We start from the raw sequence: 22,836 nt of genomic DNA on the forward strand, positions 1-22,836 counted from the left end.
GGAGCGCCAGCAAGAGGCCAACGAATGCATCGTCGCGGCTGGATCGCGGGTCCCCGGCGGCTATACTGCCACGACGCCCGCAAATTGCTTGGCCGGCTCAGCGGTCATGACTTCGGCCACGACCTGCCCTTGGGACGTGATCGGCGTGGATAGTTCGCCCCCCACAATGTGCTGCCGGGGCAGTTCGTCGGCGGAGATCGTCAGGTTGGAATGGCTGATGTTCTGGGTCCCCGCAGCCATGCTGACCGCCCGCCAGGCCCGGCGCGGCAGCGTCTGATTCTGACCGCCCCCTGGACGTCTCCCAACACCGCCGCCACCGCCAGTTGGAAATCGGCTTTTCATCGGCTATTGTCCGCCCGCTTGTCGACAGGCCCGATCCCGCAACGGCCGAGCGGGACGGGCGGAACCCTCTCCGGCCCGAGGGCGGCGGCGATTGAATCCGTTCGGGGACGGGACCATTTATCCTGACTTGACGGCCTTCTAGCCGCCATCCGCTCCATATCCGAGGTTTATGCCCATGTTGGGTGCGCTCGCCCGAAAATTCTTCGGCACCGCCAACGACCGCGTGGTCAAGTCGCTCCACAAGACCGTGCTGCAGATCAATGCGCTGGAAGAGGAATTCGCGGCGCTCGGCGATGACGACCTTCGCGGCCGCACCGACCTCTTCCGCGAGCGGCTGGAGAAGGGCGAGAGCCTGGACGAGATCCTGCCCGAAGCATTCGCCACCGTGCGGGAGGCCGCAAAGCGCGTGCTGGGCATGCGGCCCTTCGACGTGCAGCTTGTCGGCGGCATGGTGCTTCACCAGGGCAAGATCTCCGAGATGAAGACCGGCGAGGGCAAGACGCTGGTCGCGACCCTGCCGGTCTATCTGAACGCGCTCGGCGGCAAGGGCGTCCATGTCGTCACCGTCAACGACTATCTGGCCAGCCGCGACAGCGAGTGGATGGGCCAGATCTACCGCTTCCTGGGGCTGAAGGTCGGCTGCATCGTCCACGGGCTGACCGATCCCGAGCGCAAGGAAGCCTACGCCGCGGACGTCACCTACGGCACGAACAACGAGTTCGGCTTCGACTATCTGCGCGACAACATGAAGTTCCGACTGGAGGACATGGTCCAGCGGCCGTTCAACTACGCCATCGTCGACGAGGTGGATTCGATCCTGATCGACGAGGCGCGCACGCCGCTCATCATTTCCGGCCCCGCGCAGGATTCCTCCGAACTCTACATCAAGGTCGACCGGCTGATCCCGTCGCTCGCGCCCGACGATTACGAGATGGACGAGAAGGCCCGCACCGTCATCCTGAGCGAGAGCGGCCAGGAGAAGGTCGAGATCATGCTGCGCGAGGCGGGCATGCTGGACGAAGGCGGCCTTTACGATGTCGGCAACGTCAACCTTGTCCACCACGCCAACCAGGCCTTGCGCGCCCACAAGCTGTTCCAGCGCGACCGGGACTACATCGTCAAGGATGACAAGGTCATCATCATCGACGAGTTCACCGGCCGCATGATGGAGGGCCGGCGCTATTCCGAAGGGCTGCATCAGGCAATCGAGGCCAAGGAGAAGGCCAAGATCCAGCGCGAGAACCAGACGCTGGCCTCCATCACCTTCCAGAACTATTTCCGGATGTACCCCAAGCTGGCCGGCATGACCGGCACGGCCATGACCGAGGCGTCGGAGTTCGGGGAGATCTACGGGCTGGAGGTCGTGGAGATCCCGACCAATGTCGAGGTCACGCGGGTCGACGACGATGACGAGGTCTATCGCACCGGGCCGGAGAAGAACGCCGCGATCATCGAGCTGATCAAGGATTGCTCCGCGCGGCGGCAGCCGGTCCTGGTCGGCACCGTGTCGATCGAGAAGTCGGAGACCCTGGCCGCGGCGCTGAAGGCCGCGAAGATCAAGCACAATGTGCTGAACGCCCGCTTCCACGAGCAGGAGGCCCACATCATCGCCCAGGCCGGCCAGCCGGGCGCGGTGACCATCGCGACCAACATGGCCGGGCGCGGCACCGACATCAAGCTGGGCGGCAATCTGGAGATGCGGGTCGCCGACGAGGCGGCGGGCATCGAGGACGAGGCCGCCCGCGCCGCCAAGGTCGCCGAGATCGAGAAGGATATCGAGGAAGCAAGGCAGATCGTCCTGGAGGCCGGCGGTCTCTACGTCGTCGGCACGGAGCGCCATGAGAGCCGGCGCATCGACAACCAGCTTCGCGGCCGGTCGGGCCGGCAGGGCGACCCCGGCCACTCCAAGTTCTTCCTCAGCCTGGAAGACGATCTGATGCGCATCTTCGCGTCGGACCGGCTGGACGGAATGCTCAAGCGGCTGGGGCTCCAGGAGGGTGAGGCGATCATCCATCCCTGGATCAACAAGGCGCTTGAGAAGGCCCAGCAGAAGGTCGAAGCACGGAACTTCGACATCCGCAAGAACCTGCTGAAGTTCGACAACGTCATGAACGACCAGCGCAAGGTCATCTACGACCAGCGCAAGGAGATCATGGCGACGGCCGACGTGGCCCAGATGGTCGAGGAGATGCGCCACGACATCATCGCCGACATGGTCTCCGCCGCCATCCCCAGCAATTCCTATTCCGAGCAGTGGGACCTGGCGGGCCTGCGGGAGCAGGTTGCCACGACGCTCAATCTCGACCTACCGGTCGACGAATGGGCGAAGGAGGAAGGCATCGCCGAGGCCGAGATCGAGGAGCGGGTGCGCGCCGCTTCCGACGAGAAGATGAAGGCCAAGGAGGAGCAGTACGGCGCCGACATAATGCGGATGGCCGAGAAGAGCCTGCTGCTCCAGGTGCTGGACCAGACCTGGAAGGACCATCTGCTGACGCTGGACCATCTGCGCCAGGGCATCTCGCTCCGCGCCTACGCCCAGCGGGACCCGCTGCGGGAGTATCAGGCGGAGGCGTTCGAGCTGTTCCAGGCGATGCTGGGCCAGTTGCGCGAGAGCGTCACGCGCGTCCTCTCCCATGTCGAGATGCGGGTCGGCCGTCCCGACGCCGTGCCGCAGCAGCCGCCGCCGCAGGAGATGCACGAAACCCGCCAGGACCCGGCGCTGGCCGGAGCCGGCGAGCCCGCCGCGGCCGCCGGCGGCCAGCCGGCGCGCGCCGCGCCGCCGCTGGGGGTCCGGATCGATCCGGGCGATCCGGCCAGTTGGGGCAAGGTGGCGCGCAACGCCCCCTGCCCCTGCGGTTCGGGCAAGAAGTACAAGCACTGCCACGGCGTCGTGGCAGCCGCCGGGGCCTGATCGCGGGATGCCGGACGACCGACCACGGATCGCCGGCCTTCTGGAGACCGCGCTCTATGTCGACGGCATGGCGCGCGCCATCGCCTTCTACCGGGACGTTCTGGGCCTCGCCCCGATGATCGAGACGCCGCGCCTGACGGCGTTCGATGCGGGGCGGAGCGGCGTCCTGCTGGTCTTCCGCCGCGGCGCGACGCTGGAGGACATGACCGACGAACGCGGCACCGTCCCCGGCCATGACGGCGCGGGCCCGCTGCACATGGCCTTCGCCATCGAGCGCGCGGACCTGGACCGCTGGCGGGCGCACCTCGCCGACCATGGCGTTCCGATCTACAGCGAGATGAGTTGGGCCCGCGGCGGCGCCAGCCTCTATTTCCACGACCCTGACGGCCATGTGATCGAACTGGCGACGCCGGGACTGTGGCCGAACTATTGAAGCGTGCCCCCTTCACGGCGAGGAGAGCCTCCCTTTCGCCAAAGACGTCATGCTGGACTTGATCCAGCATCCATGCAGCGTCGATGGACGCCTTGGCGGCGCTCGTTTCTTCGCCGTCAGCGAAGCGGCGTCGGCCTATGGATTCCCGATCAAGTCGGGAATGACCAACTACGAGAAAATCCTCATGGTGAGCCTGTCGAACCATGTGAGGCACTGAAGTCCGTCATGCCGGACCCCGATCCGGCATCCATGCGGCGTCGATAGCGGGCGGGACCGTGGCCTCTCCTGCACCGACGGCGGAGCGGCGACGGCCTATGGATTCCCGATCAAGTCGGGAATGACCAACTTGGATAATTTCATGGTGAGCCTGTCGAACCATGTGGGCACAGATCCTTCGACAAGCTCAGGATAAGGGCGCTTCCAATTATTTCGCAACTGCAGCATCGAATGTTTCGATCGTTGCCGGGGCGGGGAATGATTATTTTCCATAAAGGTCGCACCATCGGCGGCTAGCTTCGTTGCTTTTTAAGGCCGCACGCGGTCGACGCGTTGAGGAAAAGGTCAGTAAGGGTTACCTTCTAGAGAGAACAAAAAGAACACGCGGTCCTAATTCGCGACCAGGGAGAGACAGCGCCATGACGCTCGCGGCAGTGACGCTCGACGACAAGTACACGCTGGAATCCGGACGGGTCTACCTGACCGGGACGCAGGCGCTGGTACGCCTGCCGATGATGCAGCGGCAGCGCGATGTGGCGGCCGGGCTGAACACGGCGGCCTTCATCTCAGGCTATCGCGGATCGCCGCTGGGCGGCTTCGACCAGGCGCTGTGGAAGGCGCGGAAGTATCTGTCGCAAAACCACATCGAATTCCAGCCCGGCGTGAATGAGGATCTGGGCGCGACCGCCGTCTGGGGCAGCCAGCAGGTCGGGCTGTGGCCGGGCGCGAAATATGACGGCGTCTTCGGCATCTGGTACGGCAAGGGCCCCGGCGTCGACCGTTCGGGCGACGTGTTCAAGCACGCCAATTTCGCCGGCAGTTCGGCCCATGGCGGCGTGCTGGCGCTGGCCGGCGATGACCATGCCTGCAAGTCCTCCACGGTCCCGCACCAGTCCGAGCACGCCTTCGCAGCGGCGATGATGCCGGTGCTGAACCCCTCCAACGTCCAGGAGTTCCTCGATCTCGGCCTCTTCGGCTGGGCGATGAGCCGCTATTCCGGCTGCTGGATCGGGTTCAAGACGATCGCGGAGAATGTCGACAGCTCCGCCTCCGTCACCGTCGATCCGCACCGCGTCGACATCGTCCTGCCGGAGGATTTCGAGATGCCGCGCGGCGGCCTCAACATCCGCTGGCCGGACGCGCCGATGGTGCAGGAAGAAAGGCTGATGCGGCACAAGCTCTACGCCGCGCTGGCCTTCGCCCGCGCCAACCGGCTGGACCGCGTGATCTATGACGCCCCGCAGCACCGCTTCGGCATCGTCACCGTCGGCAAGAGCTATCTGGACGTCCGCCAGGCGTTGGAGGATCTGCGCATCGACGAGGCGATGGCGCGGGAGATAGGGCTGGCGATCTACAAGGTCGCCATGCCCTGGCCGCTGGAGCCGCAGGGCGTTCGCGCCTTCGCCGAGGGGCTGGACGAGCTGATCGTGGTGGAGGAGAAGCGCGCGCTGATCGAGAACCAGTTGAAGGAGCAGCTCTACAACTGGCATGCCGACAGGCGCCCGGTGATCGTCGGCAAGTTCGACGAGAACCGCGACTGGATCCTGCCCTCCACCGGCGAGCTATCCCCGGCCCAGATCGCCGTGGTGATCGGCCGCCGGCTGCTGAAGAAGCTGGACCGTCCGGACCTGCGGGAGCGGGTGGAGTTCCTGGAGGGCAAGGAGCGGCAGAAGGTGACGATGCATCCGGCGATGGACCGGGTGCCGCACTATTGCTCCGGCTGCCCGCACAACACCTCGACCGTGGTGCCGGAAGGCAGCCGGGCGCTGGCGGGCATCGGCTGCCATTACATGGCAACCTGGATGGACCGCAGCACGGAGACGTTCAGCCAGATGGGCGGCGAGGGCGCGGCCTGGATCGGCCAGGCCCCGTTCACCGAGACACAGCACGTCTTCGCCAATCTGGGCGACGGCACCTATTTCCATTCCGGCGTGCTGGCGATCCGGGCCGCGATCGCCGCGAAGGCCAACATCACCTACAAGATCCTCTACAACGACGCCGTGGCGATGACCGGCGGCCAGCCGGTGGACGGCACGCTGAGCGTGCCGATGATCGTCGACCAGCTTTCCGCCGAAGGGGCCGGGAAGATCGTCGTCGTCACCGACGAGCCGGAGCGTTACGAGGGCACGGGCGTCCTTCCCGCCCATATCCCGGTCGCCCATCGCGACGAGCTGGACCATATCCAGCGTGATTTGCGCGAGACGCCGGGCGTTACCGTCCTGGTCTACGACCAGACCTGTGCTGCGGAGAAGCGCCGGCGGCGGAAGCGGAAGCTGATGGTCGACCCGCCCAAGCGCGTCTTCATCAACGAGCAGGTGTGCGAGGGCTGCGGCGATTGCGGCGTCAAATCCAACTGCCTGTCCGTCGTCCCGGTGGAGACGGAGTTCGGGCGCAAGCGCGCGATCGATCAGTCGAGCTGCAATAAGGATTATTCCTGCCTGAACGGCTTCTGCCCCAGCTTCGTCACGGTCGAAGGCGGCGCGGTACGCAAGCCGAAGGCCGCAGATGCCGGCAGCGGGGGCGACTGGCCGGACCTGCCGGAACCGACCCTGCCGGCGCTGGACGATCCCTACGGCATCCTGATCACCGGCATCGGCGGCACCGGCGTGGTGACCATCGGCGCGCTGATCGGCATGGCGGCCCATCTTGAAGGCAGGGGCGTGTCGGTGCTGGACCAGGCGGGACTGGCGCAGAAGGGCGGCGCTGTGGTCAGCCATGTCCGTGTCGCCGCGACGCCGGACGCGATCAATGCCGTCCGCATCGCGGCCGGCGGTGCCCATCTTGTGCTGGGCTGCGACCTTGTGGTCGCGGCCTCTCCGGAAGGCGTCTCCAAGATGAAGCCGGAGGTCACGGCGGCGGTCATCAACAGCCAGCGGACCTTCACCGGCGCCTTCACCCGCGATCCGGACTTCCGGTTCCCGGAGAAGGAGATGGTGGACATCGTCCGCCAGACGGCCGGCGACGAGGGGCTGGTCGACATGGTCGACGCGACCCGGCTGGCCACGGCGCTGCTGGGCGATTCCATCGCGACGAACCTGTTCATGATGGGCTTCGCCTACCAGCGCGGCCGGATTCCGGTGTCGGCGGAAGCGATCGACAAGGCGATCGAGCTGAACGGCGTCGGCATCGCGATGAACCGCCGCGCCTTCCTGTGGGGCCGGCGGGCAGCGGTCGATCTTGCGGCCGTGGAGGCGATGGTCGCCCCCGCGCCGGATGACCGGGCGAACGATCGTATGGCCGACCGCGCGATCAGCCGGACGCTGGAGGAGGCGATCGACCGGCGCGCCGCCTTCCTGACCGATTATCAGGACAAGGCCCATGCCGACCGCTATCGCGATCTTGTTGGCCGCGTGCGGGCACGGGAGGAGACCATCCTGCCGGGTAACACGGAACTGACCGACGCCGTCGCCCGCTCCGCCTTCAAGCTGATGTCCTACAAGGACGAATATGAGGTGGCGCGGCTCTATACCGACGGCACGTTCATGAAGCGCCTCCAGGACCAGTTCGAGGGCGACTACCGCCTGTCTTTCCACCTGGCCCCGCCGATCATGGCCGACCGCGACCCGGAGACGGGCCATCTGAAGAAGCGGACCTTCGGGCCGTGGATGCTGCGCGCCTTCGGCCTTCTGGCGAAGATGAAGCGGCTGCGCGGCACGCCCTTCGACCCGTTCGGCCGGACGGCGGAACGGAAGATGGAGCGGCGGCTGATCGCGGACTATGAGGCGCGAATCGCGGAGCTTCTGGACGGGCTGAATGCGGAGAACCACGCCGTCGCCGTGGAGATCGCCCGGCTGCCCCAGACGATCCGCGGCTTCGGCCATGTCAAGGAAGCGAACCTCGCAATCGCCAGGGCGCGGGAGGAACAGCTTGTCCAAACCTTCCATGGCCCTGCCCCCGGCCATCGGGAAGCGGCGGAATAGAGGCGGCATTTGGTCATGCCCGACCTGATCGGGCATCCAGGGGCCGAATGGAACGGCCTTCGCGTCGGTCCTACGAAGTCTGCGAGGGCAAGGCCCCCTGGACCTCCGATCAGGTCGGAGGTGACCAACGAAGTCGGTGGCAGGCGAGTTTGCACCGCAACATGCCTGCCATGCGCGGCTTCGGGGTTTTACAAATCGCCGGAGCGATACTAGATTGGTTTCACAGCGCCGATTTGAGCTTCAGCTTGCGGGCGCTTTACAAATGCGGCTAAAGCGAGCGGTCTGACGATCCGCCCGGTTGAGCCGTGGCGGATTTTTTATTGCCCGGAAGGGAAAGGACCGATGATCGTTCTCAAGAACGTCGTCAAACGCTTCGAGACGGACGGCGCGGCGACTGTGACGGCGCTGGACGGCGTCGACATCGCGGTCGAGCGCGGCGAGGTCTTCGGCGTGATCGGCCGCAGCGGGGCCGGCAAGTCGACGCTGATCCGGCTGGTCAACCTGCTGGAACAGCCGACGAGCGGCAGCGTCTCCGTCGACGGGATGGAGATCACCAATTTGCCGGAGCGGGAGCTGCGCGCGGCGCGGCGGCAGATCGGCATGATCTTCCAGCATTTCAACCTGCTGTCCTCCCGCACCGTCTTCGGCAATGTCGCCCTGCCGCTGGAGCTGGCGGGCGTGCCGAAAGCCGCGATCGCTGAGAAGGTGGCGCCGCTGCTGGAGCTGGTCGGCCTCACCGACAAGCGCGACCGCTATCCGGCGGAGCTTTCCGGCGGGCAGAAGCAGCGCGTCGGCATCGCCCGGGCGCTGGCCAGCGACCCGAAGGTGCTGCTGTGCGACGAGGCGACCTCGGCCCTTGATCCCGAAACCACGGCGTCGATCCTGGACCTGCTGCGCGACATCAACCGGCGGCTGGGCCTGACAATCATCGTCATTACCCATGAGATGGAGGTCATCAAGCGCATCGCCCACCGGGTGGCCGTGCTGGATGCCGGCCGGATCGTGGAGGAAGGCGACGTGTTCGACGTGCTGACGCGGCCGGAGACAGAGCTGACCAAGCGGCTGGTCGCCAGCGTGGTCGATCACGGGCTGCCCGCCGAGGTCGCTGAGAGGCTGGAAGACCGGCCATCGGCCGGATCGGCCACGGTCATCCGCATCACCTTCCTGGGCGCGACCGCCAACGACCCCGTCATCAGCCGGCTGGCCCGCACCCATGGCGTGGACGTCAACATCCTGCATGGCCGGATCGACCATATCGCCGGCCGCCCCTTCGGCACGCTGGTGGTCGAGGCGGCGGGCGATCCCGCACGGGTCGAAGCCGCCATCGTCTATCTGAAATCCCAATCCCTTGGCATCGAGGTCCTCGGCCATGTCCGAACAACTCTTGCTGCTGCTGGCTGAGGCCAGCTGGCAGACCGTCTATATGGTCGCGGCGTCCGGCATCATCGGCACGGCGCTGGGCCTGCCGCTGGGCGTCCTCTTGGCGATCACCGGGCGCGGCGAAATCCTGCAGAGCCTGACTTTCAACAGGGTCGCCGGCGCCATCGTCAACGCCACCCGGTCGACGCCCTTCATCATCCTGGTCGTCGCGATCATCCCGTTCACGCGGCTGGTCGCCGGATCGTCCATCGGCACCACGGCGGCCATCGTGCCGCTGACCGTGGCGGCCGTCCCCTTCATCGCCCGTATCGTGGAGACGTCGATCCGGGAGGTCGATCCGGGGCTGGTCGAGGCGGCCCAGGCGATGGGCGCCGCCCCGCGGCAGATCATCTCAAAGGTGCTGCTGCCGGAATCCCTGCCCGGCGTTGTCGCCGGCCTGACCCTGACGCTGGTCAGCCTGATCGGCTATTCGGCCATGGTCGGCGCGGTCGGCGGCGGGGGTCTGGGCGATCTCGGCATCCGCTACGGCTACCAGCGGTTCCGGCCGGAGATGATGGCCGCCGTCGTGGTGATCCTGATCGCCATGGTGCAGATCGTCCAGAGCCTGGGCGATGGGCTGGCCCGCAAGGTCAACAAGCGCATCCTTTAATCCTCAGTCCACGTCTATCCAACCAAAGGAGAACAGAATGTCCCTTCCCCCCGTCGCCGGGCGCGTCGCCCTCGGCCTCTCGCTCGCCGCCTTCGGCGCCACGGCCGCAGAGGCCGAGGAAATCCGGATCGGCGTTTCCGCCGGCCCCCATGCCGAGATCATGGAGGTGGTGAAGCCGATCGCCGCCGAGGCCGGGCTGGAGATCGAGGTTATCGAGTTCACCGACTATGTCGTGCCCAACCAGGCGCTGCAGTACGGCGACATCGAAGCCAACTCCTTCCAGCACCTGCCCTATCTGGAAAACCAGAACGAGGATCGCGGGTTCGACCTGGTCTCCGTCGCCAAGACGGTCGTGTTCCCGATGGGCTTCTATTCCAAGACCGTCGACAGCCTGGATGAGTTGGAGGAAGGCGCGACCGTCGCCATCCAGAACGATCCGACCAATGGCGGGCGGGCGCTGCTGCTGTTGGAATCCGAAGGGCTGATCGAAGTCGACGACGCGGCCGGGCTGACCGCGGGCGTCATCGACATCACGGAGAACCCGAAGAATTTGGAGTTCGTGGAGCTGGATGCCGCCCAGCTTCCCCGGTCGCTGGAGGATGTGGACGCCGCCGCCGTCAACACCAACTACGCGGTCGAGGCCGGGCTGGACCCGAACACCGATTCCATCGCGCAGGAAACGCCGGACAGCCCCTACACCAACATCATCGCGGTGCGGGCGGAAGACGCGGAGGCCCCCTGGGTGCAGACGCTGGTCGACGCCTATCACACCGACGAGGTGAAGGCGTTCGTCGAGGAGCGGTTCGGCGGTTCGGTCGTTCCCGGCTGGTGATTCCCTGAACTTATGAGCCCGAAGACGCCGCCCCGCCCTTCCCGGCGGGGTGGCGCCGCCTTCCCCCAGCCGGCATAGTCGTCATCCAGACAGCTGGCCGAAAGGATGGTGATGATAAGGACGGCGATCGCGGCGCTTGGGATCCTGCTGGCCCTGACGGCCGGCGCATCCGGCCAGAAGGAACCGCAGGGCGCGGGCGGGCTGGTCATGGAACTGCCCTTCGACCTGGCCCTGGAAGCGCAGGATCTGCTGATCGCGCCGGAGGAGGTCCGGGTCCGCTACACCTTCCGACATCGCGGTGACGAACCCGCGACGGTCGGCTTCTCCCTGCCCCGCGGCGAAGAGACCATCGACCCCGACAGCATATCCGTCACACTGGACGGGGCGGCGCTGGAGCCCGAGACGCTGGTCGGCGACGGCCTATGGAAAGGCGTGATCGCCCCCGGCGCGACGGCGACGGTGGAACTGCGCTACCGGCCGGCGGTCGAGGAGGCCTCGTTCGGCGAGGCGGAGATCAACGCCATCCTCATCGGCGCGGACGATTGGGGCCGCGACTACTGCATGAACGACAGGCTGGCCCCGCGGCTGGCGCGGCTGCTGGAAGCGGCGAAGGCGGAGGGGCGGGAGACGCTGACCGCCCGCCGGGTCGATTATGCGCTGAGCCGCGACCTCGACTGGGCCGGCGTGATCGACCGGCTGATCGTGACCATGCATCCTGGGGAGGACGGCACGATCTTCGCCTGCGTCAACGGGCGCGGCCAGGCCAGCACCCAACCCCTGACGATCGACCGGCGCGGCGTTGTGCCATCCGCCGACATACGCTTCCTTATCCTGTCCTGACCGGACTCAGCGCCGCCAGAAGGCCGGGGTCAGCATCACCAGCACGGTGAAGAATTCCAGCCGTCCCAGCAGCATCGCCAGCGACAGCACCCATTTGGCGCCGTTCGGCAGGGTGGAGAAATTGCCCGCCGGGCCGATGATGTCGCCCAGCCCCGGCCCGACATTCGCCAGCGCCGTGGCCGCGCCGGTAGTCGCGGTCACGAGGTCGAGCCCCATCATCCCGAGGATGAGGGCGAAGAGAAACTGGGCCGCGATGAAGACGAAGAAGAAGATGACGACGGAGATCACCACCTCCGTCCGGACGTTCTTCCCGTTATATTCCCGCCGCAGCACCTGATGCGGGCTGTAGAGCCGGACGAGCTGGTTCTTCAGCGTGATCCACAATATCTCGAACCGGAAGATCTTGATGCCGCCGGCTGTCGATCCGGTGCAGCCGCCGACGAAGGTCAGCAGATAGAAAGCCACGACCGCGGGCGCGCCCCAAAGCGAATAGTCGGTCAGCGCGAAGCCCGTGGTGGTCACGACGGAGGTGACGTTGAACGACACCAGCCGCAGCGCGTCCCAGAAGCCATAGTCGCTCGTCCGCTGGAGCCAGAGCGCCATCACGATCCAGACCATGGCGAGGGAGATGAGGAAGACCCGCACCTGGCTGTCCCGCCACAGCGCGTCCCGATTGCCCCGGAGCAGGCTGACATAGCGGACGAAGGGCAGGCCGCCCAGCACCATGAAGACCGTCAGGGTCCAGTGGATGCCGGGCTGGCTCCAATTGGCGGCGGACAGGTCGCTGGTCGAGAAGCCGCCGGTCGAGAGGGTCGCCATGGCGTGGTTGACGGCGTCGAACGCGCCCATCCCGAAGAAGCGCAGGGCGAGGAAGCAGAGGATGGTGAGCGCCACGTAGGTGACGCCGATCCACAGGGTCAGGTCGGTGACGCTGGGCACCACCTTGTCCGACCGGTCTGAGCTTTCGGTGTGGAAGAGCTGCATCCCGCCGATCTTCAGGAAGGGCAGGATAGCGAGCCCCATGACGATGATGCCGATCCCGCCCAGCCAGTGCAGCAGCGACCGCCAGAGCAGGATGCCCTTGGGCGTGTTGTCCAGCCCGACGATGACCGTCGATCCGGTTGTCGTCAGCCCGGACATCGACTCGAAATAGCTGTCGGCGAGGTTGAGGTCGAGTTCGGAGAAGAAGAACGGCAGGGCCGAGACGGCGGCGATGGCGACCCAGCTCGTGGTCGTCAGCACGAAGGTCTGGCGGATCGTCAGCTCCACCTTCGGCTGATAGCAGGTGAAGGCCAGCGCACCGCCGGCGAACAAGGTCACCATGATCGACAGGGCGAAGGCGAACCAGTCCGGATTGCCGGTGACCAGGTCGACCGCCATCGGGATCAGCATCGCGACGGCGAAGATGATCATCAGGAAGCCGATGACATAGAAGATCGGCCGCGGATCCAGCCGATAAGCCGCACCGTCCTCGGCGATGTGGGAGTGCGCCGTCAGCGCCATGACCGACCCCTTCCCTCTCCCGCCCGCCTACTTCTTCCAGAATCCCGGCGTCAGCAGCACCAGCACGGTGAAGAATTCCAGCCGGCCCATCAGCATGGCGAAGGCCAGCACCCATTTCGCGCTGTCGGGCAGCGAGGCGAAATTGCCGGCCGGGCCGATGAAGTCGCCCATGCCGAGACCGACATTGGCCAGCGCCGTCGCTGCGCCGGTGATCGCCGTGATGAAATCCAGCCCCAGCATGCCGAGGATGACGGAGAAGACGAGGTAGAAGCCGACGAAGACGAAGAAGAAGGTGACGACCGACAGCACCACGTCGTTGGATACCGCACGGTCGTTATACTCCCAGCGCCGCACCTGGTGGGGGCTGTAGAGCCGGACGAGCTGGTTCTTCAGCGCCAGCCACATTATGTCGAAGCGCAGGAACTTGATGCCGCCGGTGGTCGACCCGGTGCAGCCGCCGACGAACATCAGCGTGTAGAAGACGAGATAGCAGGCCGACCCCCAGAGTGCGTAGTCCTCCGTCGCGAAGCCGGTCGTGGTGATCATGGAGGTGGTACTGAACGCCGCGTGCCGCAGCGCCTCCCAAAGCGGGTATTGCCCCTGGGCTTCCAGCCACAGCGCCATTCCTCCCCAGACCAGAAGGACAAAGATCAGGAAGTGGCGCACCTGGGCGTCCCGCCAGAGCGACCGGTAGTCGCCGCGCATGAAGCTGACATAGCGGACGAAGGGCAGCGCGCCCGCCAGCATGAAGAGCGTGATCGTCCACTGGATGCCGGGATCGCTCCAATAGCCGATCGAGGCGTCCTTGGTGGAGAATCCGGCCGTCGATACCGAGGTCATGGCATGGTTGATGGCGTCGAATGCGCCCATGCCCCAGAAGCGCAGCAGGGCGAAGCACGCCGCCGTCAGCGCCAGGTAGAGGATGCCGATATTGAGCGCCAGCCCGGAGATGCTGGGCACCACCTTGTCCGACCGGTCGGAGCTTTCCGAATGGAAAAGCTGCATTCCGCCGATCTTCAGGAAAGGCAGGATGGCGATGCCCATGACGATGATGCCGACGCCGCCCAGCCATTGCAGCAGCGACCGCCAGAGCAGGATGCCGGCCGGCGCGCCGTCCAGCCCGACGATGGTCGTGCCGCCCGTCGTCGTCAGCCCGGACATCGCCTCGAAATAGCTTTCGGCGATGTTGAGGTCGAGATCGGAGAAGAAGAACGGCAGGGCGGAAACCGCGGCGATGCCGAACCAGCTCGCCGTCGTCAGGACAAAGGTCTGGCGGAGCGTGAGCACGATCCGCGGCTGATAGCAGGTGATCGCAAGCGCGCCGCCGATGAACAGCGTGAACAGCGCCGACATGGCGAAGGCGATCCAGTCGCTGTTCCCGGTGACCAGATCGGCGGTCATCGGCACCAGCATCGCGATCGCGAACAGGATCAGCAGGAAGCCGACGATGTAGAGGACCGGCCCGGCGTCGAGCCTGTAGCTCGTCGCCTCGAACGGGAGGCGGCGCTCGCCGACGATCGGGCCGTTCGACATCTACCCCCGCCTAGAGGTCCTGGTCCGGCGGGCTTTCGACCATGCCCAGCGCGGCCTTGTAGAGATCGAGAAGCTGTTCCTGCTCCTCCCGGTCGGCCGCCTCCATCTTCCGCAGGCGGATGATCTGCCGCATGATCTTGCTGTCGAAGCCGGTGCCCTTGGCCTCGGCATAGACCTCGCGGATATCGGCGGAAAGGGTCGCCTTCTCCTCCTCCAGGCGTTCGATGCGTTCGATATAGGACCGAAGATGATCGGCCGTGATGCCGCCAACGTCAGGCATGAAATGATCTCTGATGAGTTGCTGGAATGTCGCTGTTTGCCGCCCGTCGCCGGGCGGAGCGGACGATAAGAGCAGCGGCCCCGCCTTGCAAGCGCCAGGGCGGGAATGGGGGCGGCTGCGGCAGGGATCAGTGCCGTGAGGCCTGGGATGCGTGGAAGGCGGCCTTCTGCTCTTCGGTCGCCTCGGGCTGGTGCTGCGCCTTCCAGTCCTCGTAGGGCATGCCGTAGACGATCTCCCGCGCCTCGTCGTAGCTCATCTCGATCCCGCGCTCCTCCGCCGCCGCGCGGTACCATTTGGACAGGCAGTTGCGGCAGAAGCCGGCCAGGTTCATGACGTCGATGTTCTGGACGTCGGTGCGCTGCCGGAAATGCTCGACCAACCGCCGGAACGCCGCCGCCTCGAGCTCTGTCCTGATCTTCTCGTCCATCGGTTCTCTCCATGTCCCGGGATCATGGGCGCTATCCTACCGGAGGGGCGCGGGTTTGTGGAACCGTCCAGAACCGTCATGCCGATCCTTCGTCGCCAGTGATGCGGCGAGGCCCCATGGATTCCGGATCAAGTCCGGAATGACCAACAAAAACAATGTCATGCTGGACTTGATCCAGCATCCATGCGGTGTTGATGCGGCCGAAGTCGCGCCCAACTCTTCGCCGCCGGTGCAGCGGCGACGGCCTATGGATTCCCGATCAAGTCGGGAATGACCAATTACGAGAAAACCCTCAAAGCCCGGCCATCGTTTCCTCGATCAGCCAGTCGACGACACGGGCGCAGGCTTCCTGGGAGCCAGCGCCGGACTGGCGGGCCTCGTTGTAGAGGCGGAGCTGGCTGTCCGCGCTGGTGCGGCGGCTGAGGATGCGGCGGGCACGCTCCACCTCCGGCCAGCAGCCCAGCGCCTCGGCATCCTCGCGCACGAGGGCCAGGATCTCCTCCAGCAGCTCCGCATAGGGCACGAGTTCGCCCCGGCCGAAATCGATCAGTCCGCTATCGAGCCCGTAGCGCATGGCGCGCCACCGGTTCTCGTTGATCAGCAGCGTCTTGTAGCGCCGCCAGGTGACGTTCATCCGCTTCAGCCGCCACAACATGCGCAGGATGCTGAGATAGAGCGCGGCGATGGTGACGCCGTCGTCCAGCCGTGTGCAGATGTCGCTGATCCGCATCTCCAGCGTCGGGAAACGCGCCGACGGGCGGATGTCCCACCACAGCTTCGTCCCGTCCTCGATCGCGCCCGCCTGCACCAGCGCGTTCACATGCTGCTCATATTCGCCGAAGCCGCGGTAATCCTCCGGTATGCCGGTGCGCGGCAATTCGTTGAAGACGGCGAGACGGTAGGATTTCAGGCCCGTATCCTGCCCCTGCCAGAAAGGCGAGGAGGTCGAGAGCGCAAGCAGGTGAGGCAGGAAGTAGCGCGCCTGGTTCATCAGGTCGATGCGCAGGTTCTCGTCCTCGATCCCGACATGGACGTGCATGGCGCAGATCAGCAACCGCCGCGCCGGCACGCCGATATCGCGGGCGAGCTGATCATAGCGCTGGCGACCGGTGGTCTTCTGCGGCCGCCAGGTGGCGAAGGGATGGGTGGCGGCGGCGATGATCGCCAGATCGTGGTTGCGCGCCTCCTCAGACACCGCCGTGCGCAGGAAGGCCAGCTCCTCCCGCGCTTCCTGGATCGTCTTGCAGACCGGCGTGCCGACCTCGATCTGGCATTTCATGAATTCCGGGCTGATATGGCCTTCGGCCCGCTTCTCGCAGGCCTCCAGGAGGCTGGCCGGCGGCTCGACCATCAGATCGCGGGTCACCGGATCGACCAGGAGGTATTCCTCCTCGATGCCGAGCGTGAAGGAGGGTTCGGGATTGGCCGCCACGGTCGGGGAACCCCTAGGCCGCCGGCCGGGTCAGCGCCGGATCGGCCAGCAAATCGAGCAGCGGGCCGGCGATCCGGTCGGCCCAGCGATGGGCGTCCTCCTCATTCGTCACGAGGTCCTGCCGGAACTCCAGCAGCACGTTGGGCAGGCGGCGGGGCAGCGCGTGCTCCTCCACCGTGTGGCCGTGGGTGTGCTTGCCGCTATAGGGCTCGTTGTCGCCCACCAGGACGCCGTCCTTCTCCAGCGCCGTCATCAGCGGCACGGCCATCCGGCCGTCATCGCCCCACAGCACCCCGATCTCCCACGGCCTCCGGAAGCCCCGCATCTCCGGCGTGAAGCTGTGGACGGAGATGAAGGCCGGCGTAACGCCGCGGCCGAGGAAGCCGTCGATCTCCGCGCCGATGGCGTTGTGATAGGGATGGAAGAAGCTGTCCGCCCTCGCCTCCGCCTCGGCGGCGGAGAGATGCCGGTTGCCGGGCACGATCACGCCGTCGCTGATGGCGCAGATGGAGGTCGGGTCGTCCAGCGGCCGGTTGGGGTCCAGGATCAGCCGCGAATAGCGGTGGATCAGCGCCGGCGCGTCCAGCAGCACGGCCAGCCGCCGCGTCAGCCAGTCGACGCCGATATCGTAGGCGACATGCCGGCCCAGCGCCGCATCGCCCAGCCCCAGCCACCCCAGCGCCTTGGGAAAGGCGCGGCCGGCATGGTCGGCGACCAGCAGCGCCGGCGCCGCGCCCTCCGCGTTGACATGGGCGAAGGGCGGCGGGTCGTCTTCGCCGATAAGCGGATAGCGGGAGGCGGTGGGCACGGGCGGGGAGGACAGGGAAGCGACGGTCATGGGCGGGCACTATACTCGAATCCGCCGCCCCGCCAATCCAGGCTTGCACCCTGACAATTCCGCCGTTCACGGCCGTCCCGTGCGCCGGTAGAGTGCGGCCCCATGACCGCCCGAACTTCCCCCCAGGCATCCCCCCACCCGGCAGCGCCGGCGACCGTCGGCCCCGGCCCTTCGGATTCCGACCGCACGGCGCGCATAGCCTTCGCGCTGCTGCTGACGGGGGCACTGTCCATCGCCCTGTCGCCGATCTTCGTGCGGTCCGTCCTGTCGGAGATCGGGCCGACCGCCGCGGCCTTCTGGCGGCCGGCGCTGGCGATCCCGGTGCTGTGGGTCTGGATGGCGCTGGAGCCGCGGAATCCCGGCGCCGGCAAGCGAGTGGCCCGGCGGCCCAGCTCCGCCCGCGACTACGGGACGCTGCTGCTGGCCGGGGCCTTCTTCGCCGGCGACCTGATCTTCTGGCATCTGTCGATCAAATACACCAGCGTCGCCAACTCCACCCTGCTGGCCAACGTCGCGCCGATCTATGTCGCGCTGCTCTCCTTCCTCCTGTTCAAGGAGCGGTTCAGCCGCGTCTTCGTGGCCGGCCTCGCGCTGGCCGTTTCCGGCGCGGTCGTGCTGATGGGCGACAGCCTGTCGGTGGGGGCGGGACACCTGCTGGGCGACAGTTTCGGCCTGATCACCGGCCTCTTCTACGCCGCCTACATCCTGACCGTCGGCCGGCTTCGGGCGCATTTCTCCACCGCCACCATTATGACCTGGAGCGCCATCGCGACCTCTCTGATGGTGCTGCCGGTCGCGCTGCTGTCCGGGGAGACGCTGATCCCGCAGACCCTGTTCGGCTGGTCGATGGTGCTGGGGCTGGCGATCATCACCCATGCCGGCGGGCAGAGCCTGATCGCCTATGCGTTGGCGCACCTGCCGGCCTCCTTCTCCAGCGTCAGCCTGCTGGTCCAGCCGGTGGCGGCGGCGGTGCTGGCCTGGATCATCTTCGGAGAGGCGCTGGGGCCGGCGCAGATCCTGGGCGGCGCGATCGTGCTGGGCGGCATCTCGCTCGCCCGCAGGGGCTCCTCGGCGAAGCCCACCCCGCCGCCGACCTGACGCGAGAGCGCCGATCCTCACCACCTATCGTTGACGGGGCGCAGCCCCCGGCCCACCATCGGCCTGAACTGGAGGCGATGGAGCCGGTGGGGGACGGAAAGATTTCGAAGAACGCGATCGGCGGGACGGCCGGCAGGACGACTGGCGGAACGGCCGGCGGGGTCGCGGACCGGGTGGCGCAGACGCTTCTGGACCGGATCGCGCAGGGCGATCTGTCGCCCGGCGAGCGGCTGCCGGGCGAACGGCATCTGGCCCAGCAGATGGCGGTCAGCCGGGTCTCGGTGCGCGCCGCGCTCCAGCAACTGAAGGCGCAGGGGTTCGTGACCGCCATCCAGGGCGGCGGCACGCGCATCGTCTCCTCCGCCGCGGCGATGGACGACGCGCTGACGGCGCTCGTGCGCTCGCAGATCGACAATCTCCACGATCTGGCGGAGATCCGCATGGCGCTGGAGAGTTGGGCCGCGCGCCGGGCGGCCGAACGCGCCACGCCGGACCAGGTGGCGGAGATTGGCGAGGCGCTGGAGGCCATGGCGGCGGCCCCGCCCCGGCGGCCGGTCGGCGACGGCGGACGGCGGCAGCCCGACAAGGCGGTGGAGGACATGCGCTTCCACTTCGCCATCGGCAAGGCGGCGGGCAGCCCGGTCTATACCCACATCCTGTCGGTGATCCGGGACATCCTCTCCCAGATGCTGGATTTCCACCGCTACCAGCTCTTCATGAAGCCGGATGACGACGCGACCGTGCTGCGCCACCACCGCGCCATCTTCGACGCCATCGCCGGCCACCGCCCGGAACAGGCCGAAACCGCCATGCGCGCCCACCTCGCGTGGGTGCTGACCCATTATGACGAGGAGCGCGGACGGCGGGGGGATGGCGACGGGAACGAAGGCGGTGACGTCTGATTCACCCATAGCATCGTGCGTGATATCAGCGTTGCGTTGGCAGAGGTTAGTTTTTGTCCGCTTTACAGCCAAACCTAGACGCCACCAAACTCCAATCCTTACGCAGAATAAATTAAAGCGTGCGGGCAAATGTCAGAAGTTGCGAAGAACTCCATCTCATATGAAGAATAACCTGTTGCAATCTGAGGCGCGGCTAGGGGTCTACTAGAATGCTGCCAGAATTGAACTACACAGCCCTAAAGGGACTTCGCGCATGAGTGAACACAAGCGAACTCCATTTGCGTCGACAATAGGAGAAGCCGCACTGCGTGACGCGGCTAAAGAGCAGCGCGACATCATTATCGAGCTACAGTCTGCTGCTTTCGACCGCGCTGCGGCGTACACGAACTTGATAACTCTTGGAGGGTATGCTGGCGCTTTCACGCTTTGGTCATATACACGCGACCAGCTAGCTCCAACAGCCACCATCTTGGTGGCGCTCCTGTTGGGAATTTCATTGGCTACATTCGTATTTTTTGAAGTTTATAAAATGGTTTTGACATCAAAAGGTATGACCAAGCAGGTCCGCCTCCTTACAGCCGGGCATCCGCCATCAGAATTCCTACGGCGGTTGCAAAAACTTCGGAAAGAAGACCGAGAAGCAAAACTGACGAAGCTCATGCGCATCTGGAACGTCGTCATGTACGTCTGCGTAGGTACCGGACTATCCGCTGTGGCTGTACTTTTCTATAACTTCTTCGCAATCCTACTCGGCTGGTCTCCGTGGCCGGGGGCCTGAAGATCAGCGTCCAAACATCGCTCCTACTCCGCCGAGACGGCAATGCCCTTGTTTGGTTGGACGCTGCCCCATTATGAGGAACGGGGACGGCGGGGCGATCAGCCGGCGGAGGCAGGTTAGGCCACCCGCCCCGACGGGGCCCGCTCCCGCGCCGCCATACGCCAGGCCGCCGGCGGCATGCCGGTCGACCGTTTGAAGGCCCGGCTGAACGCGGCTTCGGATTCGTAGCCCACATCGGCCGCGACGCCGGCGATTTTCGCCTCCCCGCAGGTCAGCATCCCGGCGGCGATCTGCATCCGCCAGTTCAGCAGGTAGGTCATCGGCGGCATTCCCAGCGCCGCGGTAAAGCGTTCAGCCAGGATGGTGCGGGAGACGCCGGCCTCCCTCGCCAGATCCGGCAGGGTCCAGGGACGGCCCGGATCGCCGTGGAGGAGGCGGATCGCCCGGCCGACCTGCGGGTCGCCCAGGCCCGCCAGCCACCCTCTCGCGCCGTCCGCCAGGCTTTCCGCGTGAAGCCGGACGACCTCCAGGAAGATCAGCTCGCTCAGCTTCGCCAGGATGCCGCCGCCGCCGATGCGCCCGTCGCGGCTTTCCTCGATGATCGCCCCGATCAGGAAACCCAGCTTCCCGCTTTTCTTCGAGTAGCAGCCGGGGATGTGGAGCATCCTGGGCAGCGCCTGAATGAGCGGGTTGAAGGGCCGGGCGTCGCAGCCGAGGAAACCGCACAGGAGCCGCGTCTTCTCCGGCCCGCCGCCCTGCTGCTCCACCACGAAGGGCATGGCCCTGTCCAACCGCGGCAGGTAGAGCGCCGGATCGGCCGTCGCCTGCGCCGCCGCGCGCATCCGGGGCGCGCTGGAGAAGACATGGGGATCGCCCTGCGGGAAGACGGCCACGCTGCCCTGGGTCAGGCGCACTGGCTCCGCCCCCGTCTCCGTCAGGCCGGCCCAGCATTCGCCGGCGACCACCACGTGATATTCGATCACATGCTGCGCGCCCGGCATGACCATGGAGGCCAGTTCCGCCGCCGGCGGGGTTTCCGCGACCCAGGGCGAGGAGGCCCGCACATCGAAGAAGAGCGCGCCGGAAAGCCGGACCGTCCTCAGCACGTCGGAGAGGATGTCGGCCTCGGCAGGCAGGCGCTGGGCGGGGCAGCGAACATCCGGACGCTGGGGCAATGTTGGCGGACGCGCGGTCATTCCCGTTCCCTACCCTCCCGTCTAGAGATACGGCGCCTCCGGAAGGCGGACAGCAAGGGCATTCCGCATCCGTTAACAGCGACCGTGTCGGACCGACCGCCGGAGGCTGCCGTCGGGCATTTCAGCGCCTTTCGGGCGCGACCCGTCGGTGAGCACGGTCACAATCGGCAAAAGGACCAGGTAAGATGAATGTGATTTTACCAAATATTGAGCCGGATGAGCAGCGTCTGGAAGAGTTCGCCGGCAAGGTGATGGGAGATATCGGCGGCGCGCTGGCGACGCTCCTCTCCTATATCGGCGACCAGACCGGCATCTATCGCGCGCTGCGGGAAAAAGGCCCCTGCGGTTCGGCCGATCTGGCCCGCGCGACCGGCGTGGACGAGCGGTATCTGCTGGAATGGCTGAGCGCCCAGGCCGCCGCCGGCTACGTGACCTATGACGAGGATGACGATGCGTTCTCCCTCACGCCGGAGCAGGCGATCGTCCTGTCGGCCGAGGGGCATCCGGCCTGCGCGCAGGGTTTCTCCCAGACCGTCGTCTCGCAATATGCGACACACGATAAGGCGATCGAGATCTTCAGGTCCGGCGCCGGCCGGTCCTGGGGCGAACATCATGCCTGCTGCTTCCGGGGCGTGGACCGTTTCTTCCGGGCGGGCTATGTCGCCAATCTGATCCCGTCCTGGCTGCCGGCGCTGGACGGGGTGGTGGAGAAGCTGGAGGCGGGAGGAAAGGTCGCCGATATCGGCTGCGGCCACGGCTCCTCGACCGTGCTCATGGCGCAGGCCTTCCCGAAATCCACCATCTACGGCTTCGACTTCCACGCGCCCTCCATCGCGACGGCGCGGGAGAACGCGATCGAGGCCGGCGTGATGGACAACACCTGGTTCGGCACGGTCACCGCCAAGGACTATCCGGAGAAGGATTTCGACCTCATCTGCGTCTTCGACGCCCTGCACGACATGGGCGATCCGGTCGGGGCCGCCCGTCATATCCGGGAGAGCCTGAAGCCGGACGGCACGCTGATGCTGGTCGAGCCGCTGGCCGGCGACCGGCTGACCGAGAACCTCCACCTGATCGGCCAGCTTTTCTATTCCGCCTCCACCCTGATCTGCACCCCGGCCTCCCGCTCGCAGGAAGTCGGGCTGGCGCTGGGCGCGCAGGCCGGGGAGAAGCGGCTGACGGCGGTCCTGAAGGAAGCCGGCTTCACCCGCATCCGCCGCGCCACCGAAACCCCGACGAACATGGTGCTGGAGGCGCGACCGTAACTCGGGGCAAAAGTACAGAACTACCTGATTCGAGAAAAACTACGATGTAGTTCTCATTTAT

The 22,836-nt window shown here is 66.3% G+C and carries 20 protein-coding genes; 13 read left to right on the plus strand and 7 right to left on the minus strand.

What is annotated here, in order from left to right; translation table 11 throughout:
• Positions 1 to 106 precede the first annotated feature (106 nt).
• The 9 genes from AAFN89_RS16430 to AAFN89_RS16470 all read left to right on the plus strand — a co-directional run bounded on the left by AAFN89_RS16430 (position 107) and on the right by AAFN89_RS16470 (position 11,523).
• Positions 107 to 277: a hypothetical protein gene (locus AAFN89_RS16430; protein ID WP_347540246.1), complete on the plus strand. Its 171-nt coding sequence runs from the start codon at positions 107 to 109 to the stop codon at positions 275 to 277.
• A 240-nt stretch (positions 278 to 517) separates the two neighbouring features.
• Entirely contained in the window at positions 518 to 3,253 is a 2,736-nt protein-coding gene (gene secA, locus AAFN89_RS16435) for a preprotein translocase subunit SecA (protein ID WP_347540249.1), read from the plus strand.
• Positions 3,254 to 3,260: 7 nt separating this feature from the next.
• On the plus strand, positions 3,261 to 3,686 hold the full coding sequence (locus AAFN89_RS16440; protein ID WP_347540250.1) for a VOC family protein: 426 nt from the start codon (positions 3,261 to 3,263) through the stop codon (positions 3,684 to 3,686).
• A 49-nt stretch (positions 3,687 to 3,735) separates the two neighbouring features.
• A complete protein-coding gene (locus tag AAFN89_RS16445) occupies positions 3,736 to 3,903 on the plus strand; it encodes a hypothetical protein (protein WP_347540252.1) in 168 nt (55 codons plus the stop codon).
• A 418-nt stretch (positions 3,904 to 4,321) separates the two neighbouring features.
• A complete protein-coding gene (locus tag AAFN89_RS16450) occupies positions 4,322 to 7,822 on the plus strand; it encodes an indolepyruvate ferredoxin oxidoreductase family protein (protein WP_347540253.1) in 3,501 nt (1,166 codons plus the stop codon).
• A gap of 342 nt (positions 7,823 to 8,164) precedes the next feature.
• Positions 8,165 to 9,223, plus strand: coding sequence for a methionine ABC transporter ATP-binding protein (locus AAFN89_RS16455; protein ID WP_347540254.1), 1,059 nt, complete (start codon positions 8,165 to 8,167; stop codon positions 9,221 to 9,223).
• The gene (locus tag AAFN89_RS16460; RefSeq protein WP_347540256.1) at positions 9,192 to 9,851 is read left to right on the plus strand and encodes a methionine ABC transporter permease; all 660 of its coding nucleotides are present in this window, start codon (positions 9,192 to 9,194) and stop codon (positions 9,849 to 9,851) included. Before AAFN89_RS16455 ends, AAFN89_RS16460 begins: the two co-directional genes overlap by 32 nt.
• 37 nt (positions 9,852 to 9,888) lie before the next feature.
• Positions 9,889 to 10,683: a MetQ/NlpA family ABC transporter substrate-binding protein gene (locus AAFN89_RS16465; RefSeq protein WP_347540257.1), complete on the plus strand. Its 795-nt coding sequence runs from the start codon at positions 9,889 to 9,891 to the stop codon at positions 10,681 to 10,683.
• A 111-nt stretch (positions 10,684 to 10,794) separates the two neighbouring features.
• The gene (locus tag AAFN89_RS16470) at positions 10,795 to 11,523 is read left to right on the plus strand and encodes a DUF4424 family protein (protein WP_347540259.1); all 729 of its coding nucleotides are present in this window, start codon (positions 10,795 to 10,797) and stop codon (positions 11,521 to 11,523) included.
• A gap of 6 nt (positions 11,524 to 11,529) precedes the next feature.
• Here AAFN89_RS16470 and AAFN89_RS16475 read toward each other — a convergent pair whose 3' ends face one another.
• From AAFN89_RS16475 to AAFN89_RS16500, 6 genes are all read right to left on the minus strand, one after another.
• Positions 11,530 to 13,026 carry a TrkH family potassium uptake protein gene (locus tag AAFN89_RS16475; RefSeq protein ID WP_347540260.1) on the minus strand — a complete coding sequence of 499 codons (1,497 nt, stop codon included), beginning with the start codon at positions 13,024 to 13,026 and terminating at the stop codon, positions 11,530 to 11,532.
• Between the two features lie 27 nt (positions 13,027 to 13,053).
• Positions 13,054 to 14,559 (minus strand): TrkH family potassium uptake protein, encoded by a 1,506-nt coding sequence (locus tag AAFN89_RS16480; protein WP_347540261.1) that lies wholly within the window; start codon positions 14,557 to 14,559, stop codon positions 13,054 to 13,056.
• A gap of 10 nt (positions 14,560 to 14,569) precedes the next feature.
• Positions 14,570 to 14,839 (minus strand): DUF2312 domain-containing protein, encoded by a 270-nt coding sequence (locus AAFN89_RS16485; RefSeq protein WP_347540262.1) that lies wholly within the window; start codon positions 14,837 to 14,839, stop codon positions 14,570 to 14,572.
• A gap of 127 nt (positions 14,840 to 14,966) precedes the next feature.
• Positions 14,967 to 15,266 carry a DUF1244 domain-containing protein gene (locus AAFN89_RS16490; RefSeq protein WP_347540263.1) on the minus strand — a complete coding sequence of 100 codons (300 nt, stop codon included), beginning with the start codon at positions 15,264 to 15,266 and terminating at the stop codon, positions 14,967 to 14,969.
• A 292-nt stretch (positions 15,267 to 15,558) separates the two neighbouring features.
• Positions 15,559 to 16,698, minus strand: a complete 1,140-nt coding sequence (locus AAFN89_RS16495) for a carboxylate-amine ligase (RefSeq protein WP_347540264.1) — start codon at positions 16,696 to 16,698, stop codon at positions 15,559 to 15,561.
• A 13-nt stretch (positions 16,699 to 16,711) separates the two neighbouring features.
• On the minus strand, positions 16,712 to 17,536 hold the full coding sequence (locus AAFN89_RS16500; protein WP_347540265.1) for an N-formylglutamate amidohydrolase: 825 nt from the start codon (positions 17,534 to 17,536) through the stop codon (positions 16,712 to 16,714).
• Between the two features lie 102 nt (positions 17,537 to 17,638).
• On the opposite strand from AAFN89_RS16500, the gene AAFN89_RS16505 reads away from it, so the two are divergent.
• From AAFN89_RS16505 to AAFN89_RS16515, 3 genes are all read left to right on the plus strand, one after another.
• Complete coding sequence (locus tag AAFN89_RS16505; RefSeq protein ID WP_347540267.1) at positions 17,639 to 18,634, plus strand: DMT family transporter; 996 nt, start codon at positions 17,639 to 17,641, stop codon at positions 18,632 to 18,634.
• A gap of 86 nt (positions 18,635 to 18,720) precedes the next feature.
• Positions 18,721 to 19,536: a FadR/GntR family transcriptional regulator gene (locus AAFN89_RS16510; RefSeq protein ID WP_347540268.1), complete on the plus strand. Its 816-nt coding sequence runs from the start codon at positions 18,721 to 18,723 to the stop codon at positions 19,534 to 19,536.
• 253 nt (positions 19,537 to 19,789) lie between these two features.
• Entirely contained in the window at positions 19,790 to 20,314 is a 525-nt protein-coding gene (locus tag AAFN89_RS16515; RefSeq protein WP_347540270.1) for a hypothetical protein, read from the plus strand.
• A gap of 116 nt (positions 20,315 to 20,430) precedes the next feature.
• On the opposite strand, the gene AAFN89_RS16520 is transcribed toward AAFN89_RS16515, so the two are convergent.
• The gene (locus AAFN89_RS16520; protein ID WP_347540272.1) at positions 20,431 to 21,510 is read right to left on the minus strand and encodes an AraC family transcriptional regulator; all 1,080 of its coding nucleotides are present in this window, start codon (positions 21,508 to 21,510) and stop codon (positions 20,431 to 20,433) included.
• A gap of 185 nt (positions 21,511 to 21,695) precedes the next feature.
• Between AAFN89_RS16520 and AAFN89_RS16525 the strand changes: the two genes are divergently transcribed.
• Positions 21,696 to 22,775, plus strand: a complete 1,080-nt coding sequence (locus AAFN89_RS16525) for a class I SAM-dependent methyltransferase (protein WP_347540274.1) — start codon at positions 21,696 to 21,698, stop codon at positions 22,773 to 22,775.
• Positions 22,776 to 22,836 lie beyond the last annotated feature (61 nt).

The organism is Inquilinus sp. CAU 1745, from assembly GCF_039839375.1.
In the GTDB taxonomy this organism is placed as follows: Bacteria; Pseudomonadota; Alphaproteobacteria; order DSM-16000; family Inquilinaceae; genus JBDOQU01.

Excerpts from the sequence above, each read along its gene's own strand:
- AAFN89_RS16455 (WP_347540254.1), top strand. The coding sequence starts at position 8,165 with ATGATCGTTCTCAAGAACGTCGTCAAACGCTTCGAGACGGACGGCGCG.
- AAFN89_RS16450 (WP_347540253.1), top strand. The coding sequence starts at position 4,322 with ATGACGCTCGCGGCAGTGACGCTCGACGACAAGTACACGCTGGAATCC.
- AAFN89_RS16475 (WP_347540260.1), bottom strand. The coding sequence starts at position 13,026 with ATGGCGCTGACGGCGCACTCCCACATCGCCGAGGACGGTGCGGCTTAT.
- AAFN89_RS16460 (WP_347540256.1), top strand. The coding sequence starts at position 9,192 with ATGTCCGAACAACTCTTGCTGCTGCTGGCTGAGGCCAGCTGGCAGACC.
- AAFN89_RS16500 (WP_347540265.1), bottom strand. The coding sequence starts at position 17,536 with ATGACCGTCGCTTCCCTGTCCTCCCCGCCCGTGCCCACCGCCTCCCGC.
- AAFN89_RS16490 (WP_347540263.1), bottom strand. The coding sequence starts at position 15,266 with ATGGACGAGAAGATCAGGACAGAGCTCGAGGCGGCGGCGTTCCGGCGG.
- AAFN89_RS16445 (WP_347540252.1), top strand. The coding sequence starts at position 3,736 with ATGCTGGACTTGATCCAGCATCCATGCAGCGTCGATGGACGCCTTGGC.
- AAFN89_RS16480 (WP_347540261.1), bottom strand. The coding sequence starts at position 14,559 with ATGTCGAACGGCCCGATCGTCGGCGAGCGCCGCCTCCCGTTCGAGGCG.
- AAFN89_RS16515 (WP_347540270.1), top strand. The coding sequence starts at position 19,790 with ATGAGTGAACACAAGCGAACTCCATTTGCGTCGACAATAGGAGAAGCC.
- AAFN89_RS16520 (WP_347540272.1), bottom strand. The coding sequence starts at position 21,510 with ATGACCGCGCGTCCGCCAACATTGCCCCAGCGTCCGGATGTTCGCTGC.
- AAFN89_RS16440 (WP_347540250.1), top strand. The coding sequence starts at position 3,261 with ATGCCGGACGACCGACCACGGATCGCCGGCCTTCTGGAGACCGCGCTC.
- AAFN89_RS16505 (WP_347540267.1), top strand. The coding sequence starts at position 17,639 with ATGACCGCCCGAACTTCCCCCCAGGCATCCCCCCACCCGGCAGCGCCG.
- AAFN89_RS16485 (WP_347540262.1), bottom strand. The coding sequence starts at position 14,839 with ATGCCTGACGTTGGCGGCATCACGGCCGATCATCTTCGGTCCTATATC.
- AAFN89_RS16470 (WP_347540259.1), top strand. The coding sequence starts at position 10,795 with ATGATAAGGACGGCGATCGCGGCGCTTGGGATCCTGCTGGCCCTGACG.
- AAFN89_RS16525 (WP_347540274.1), top strand. The coding sequence starts at position 21,696 with ATGAATGTGATTTTACCAAATATTGAGCCGGATGAGCAGCGTCTGGAA.
- secA (WP_347540249.1), top strand. The coding sequence starts at position 518 with ATGTTGGGTGCGCTCGCCCGAAAATTCTTCGGCACCGCCAACGACCGC.
- AAFN89_RS16465 (WP_347540257.1), top strand. The coding sequence starts at position 9,889 with ATGTCCCTTCCCCCCGTCGCCGGGCGCGTCGCCCTCGGCCTCTCGCTC.
- AAFN89_RS16430 (WP_347540246.1), top strand. The coding sequence starts at position 107 with ATGACTTCGGCCACGACCTGCCCTTGGGACGTGATCGGCGTGGATAGT.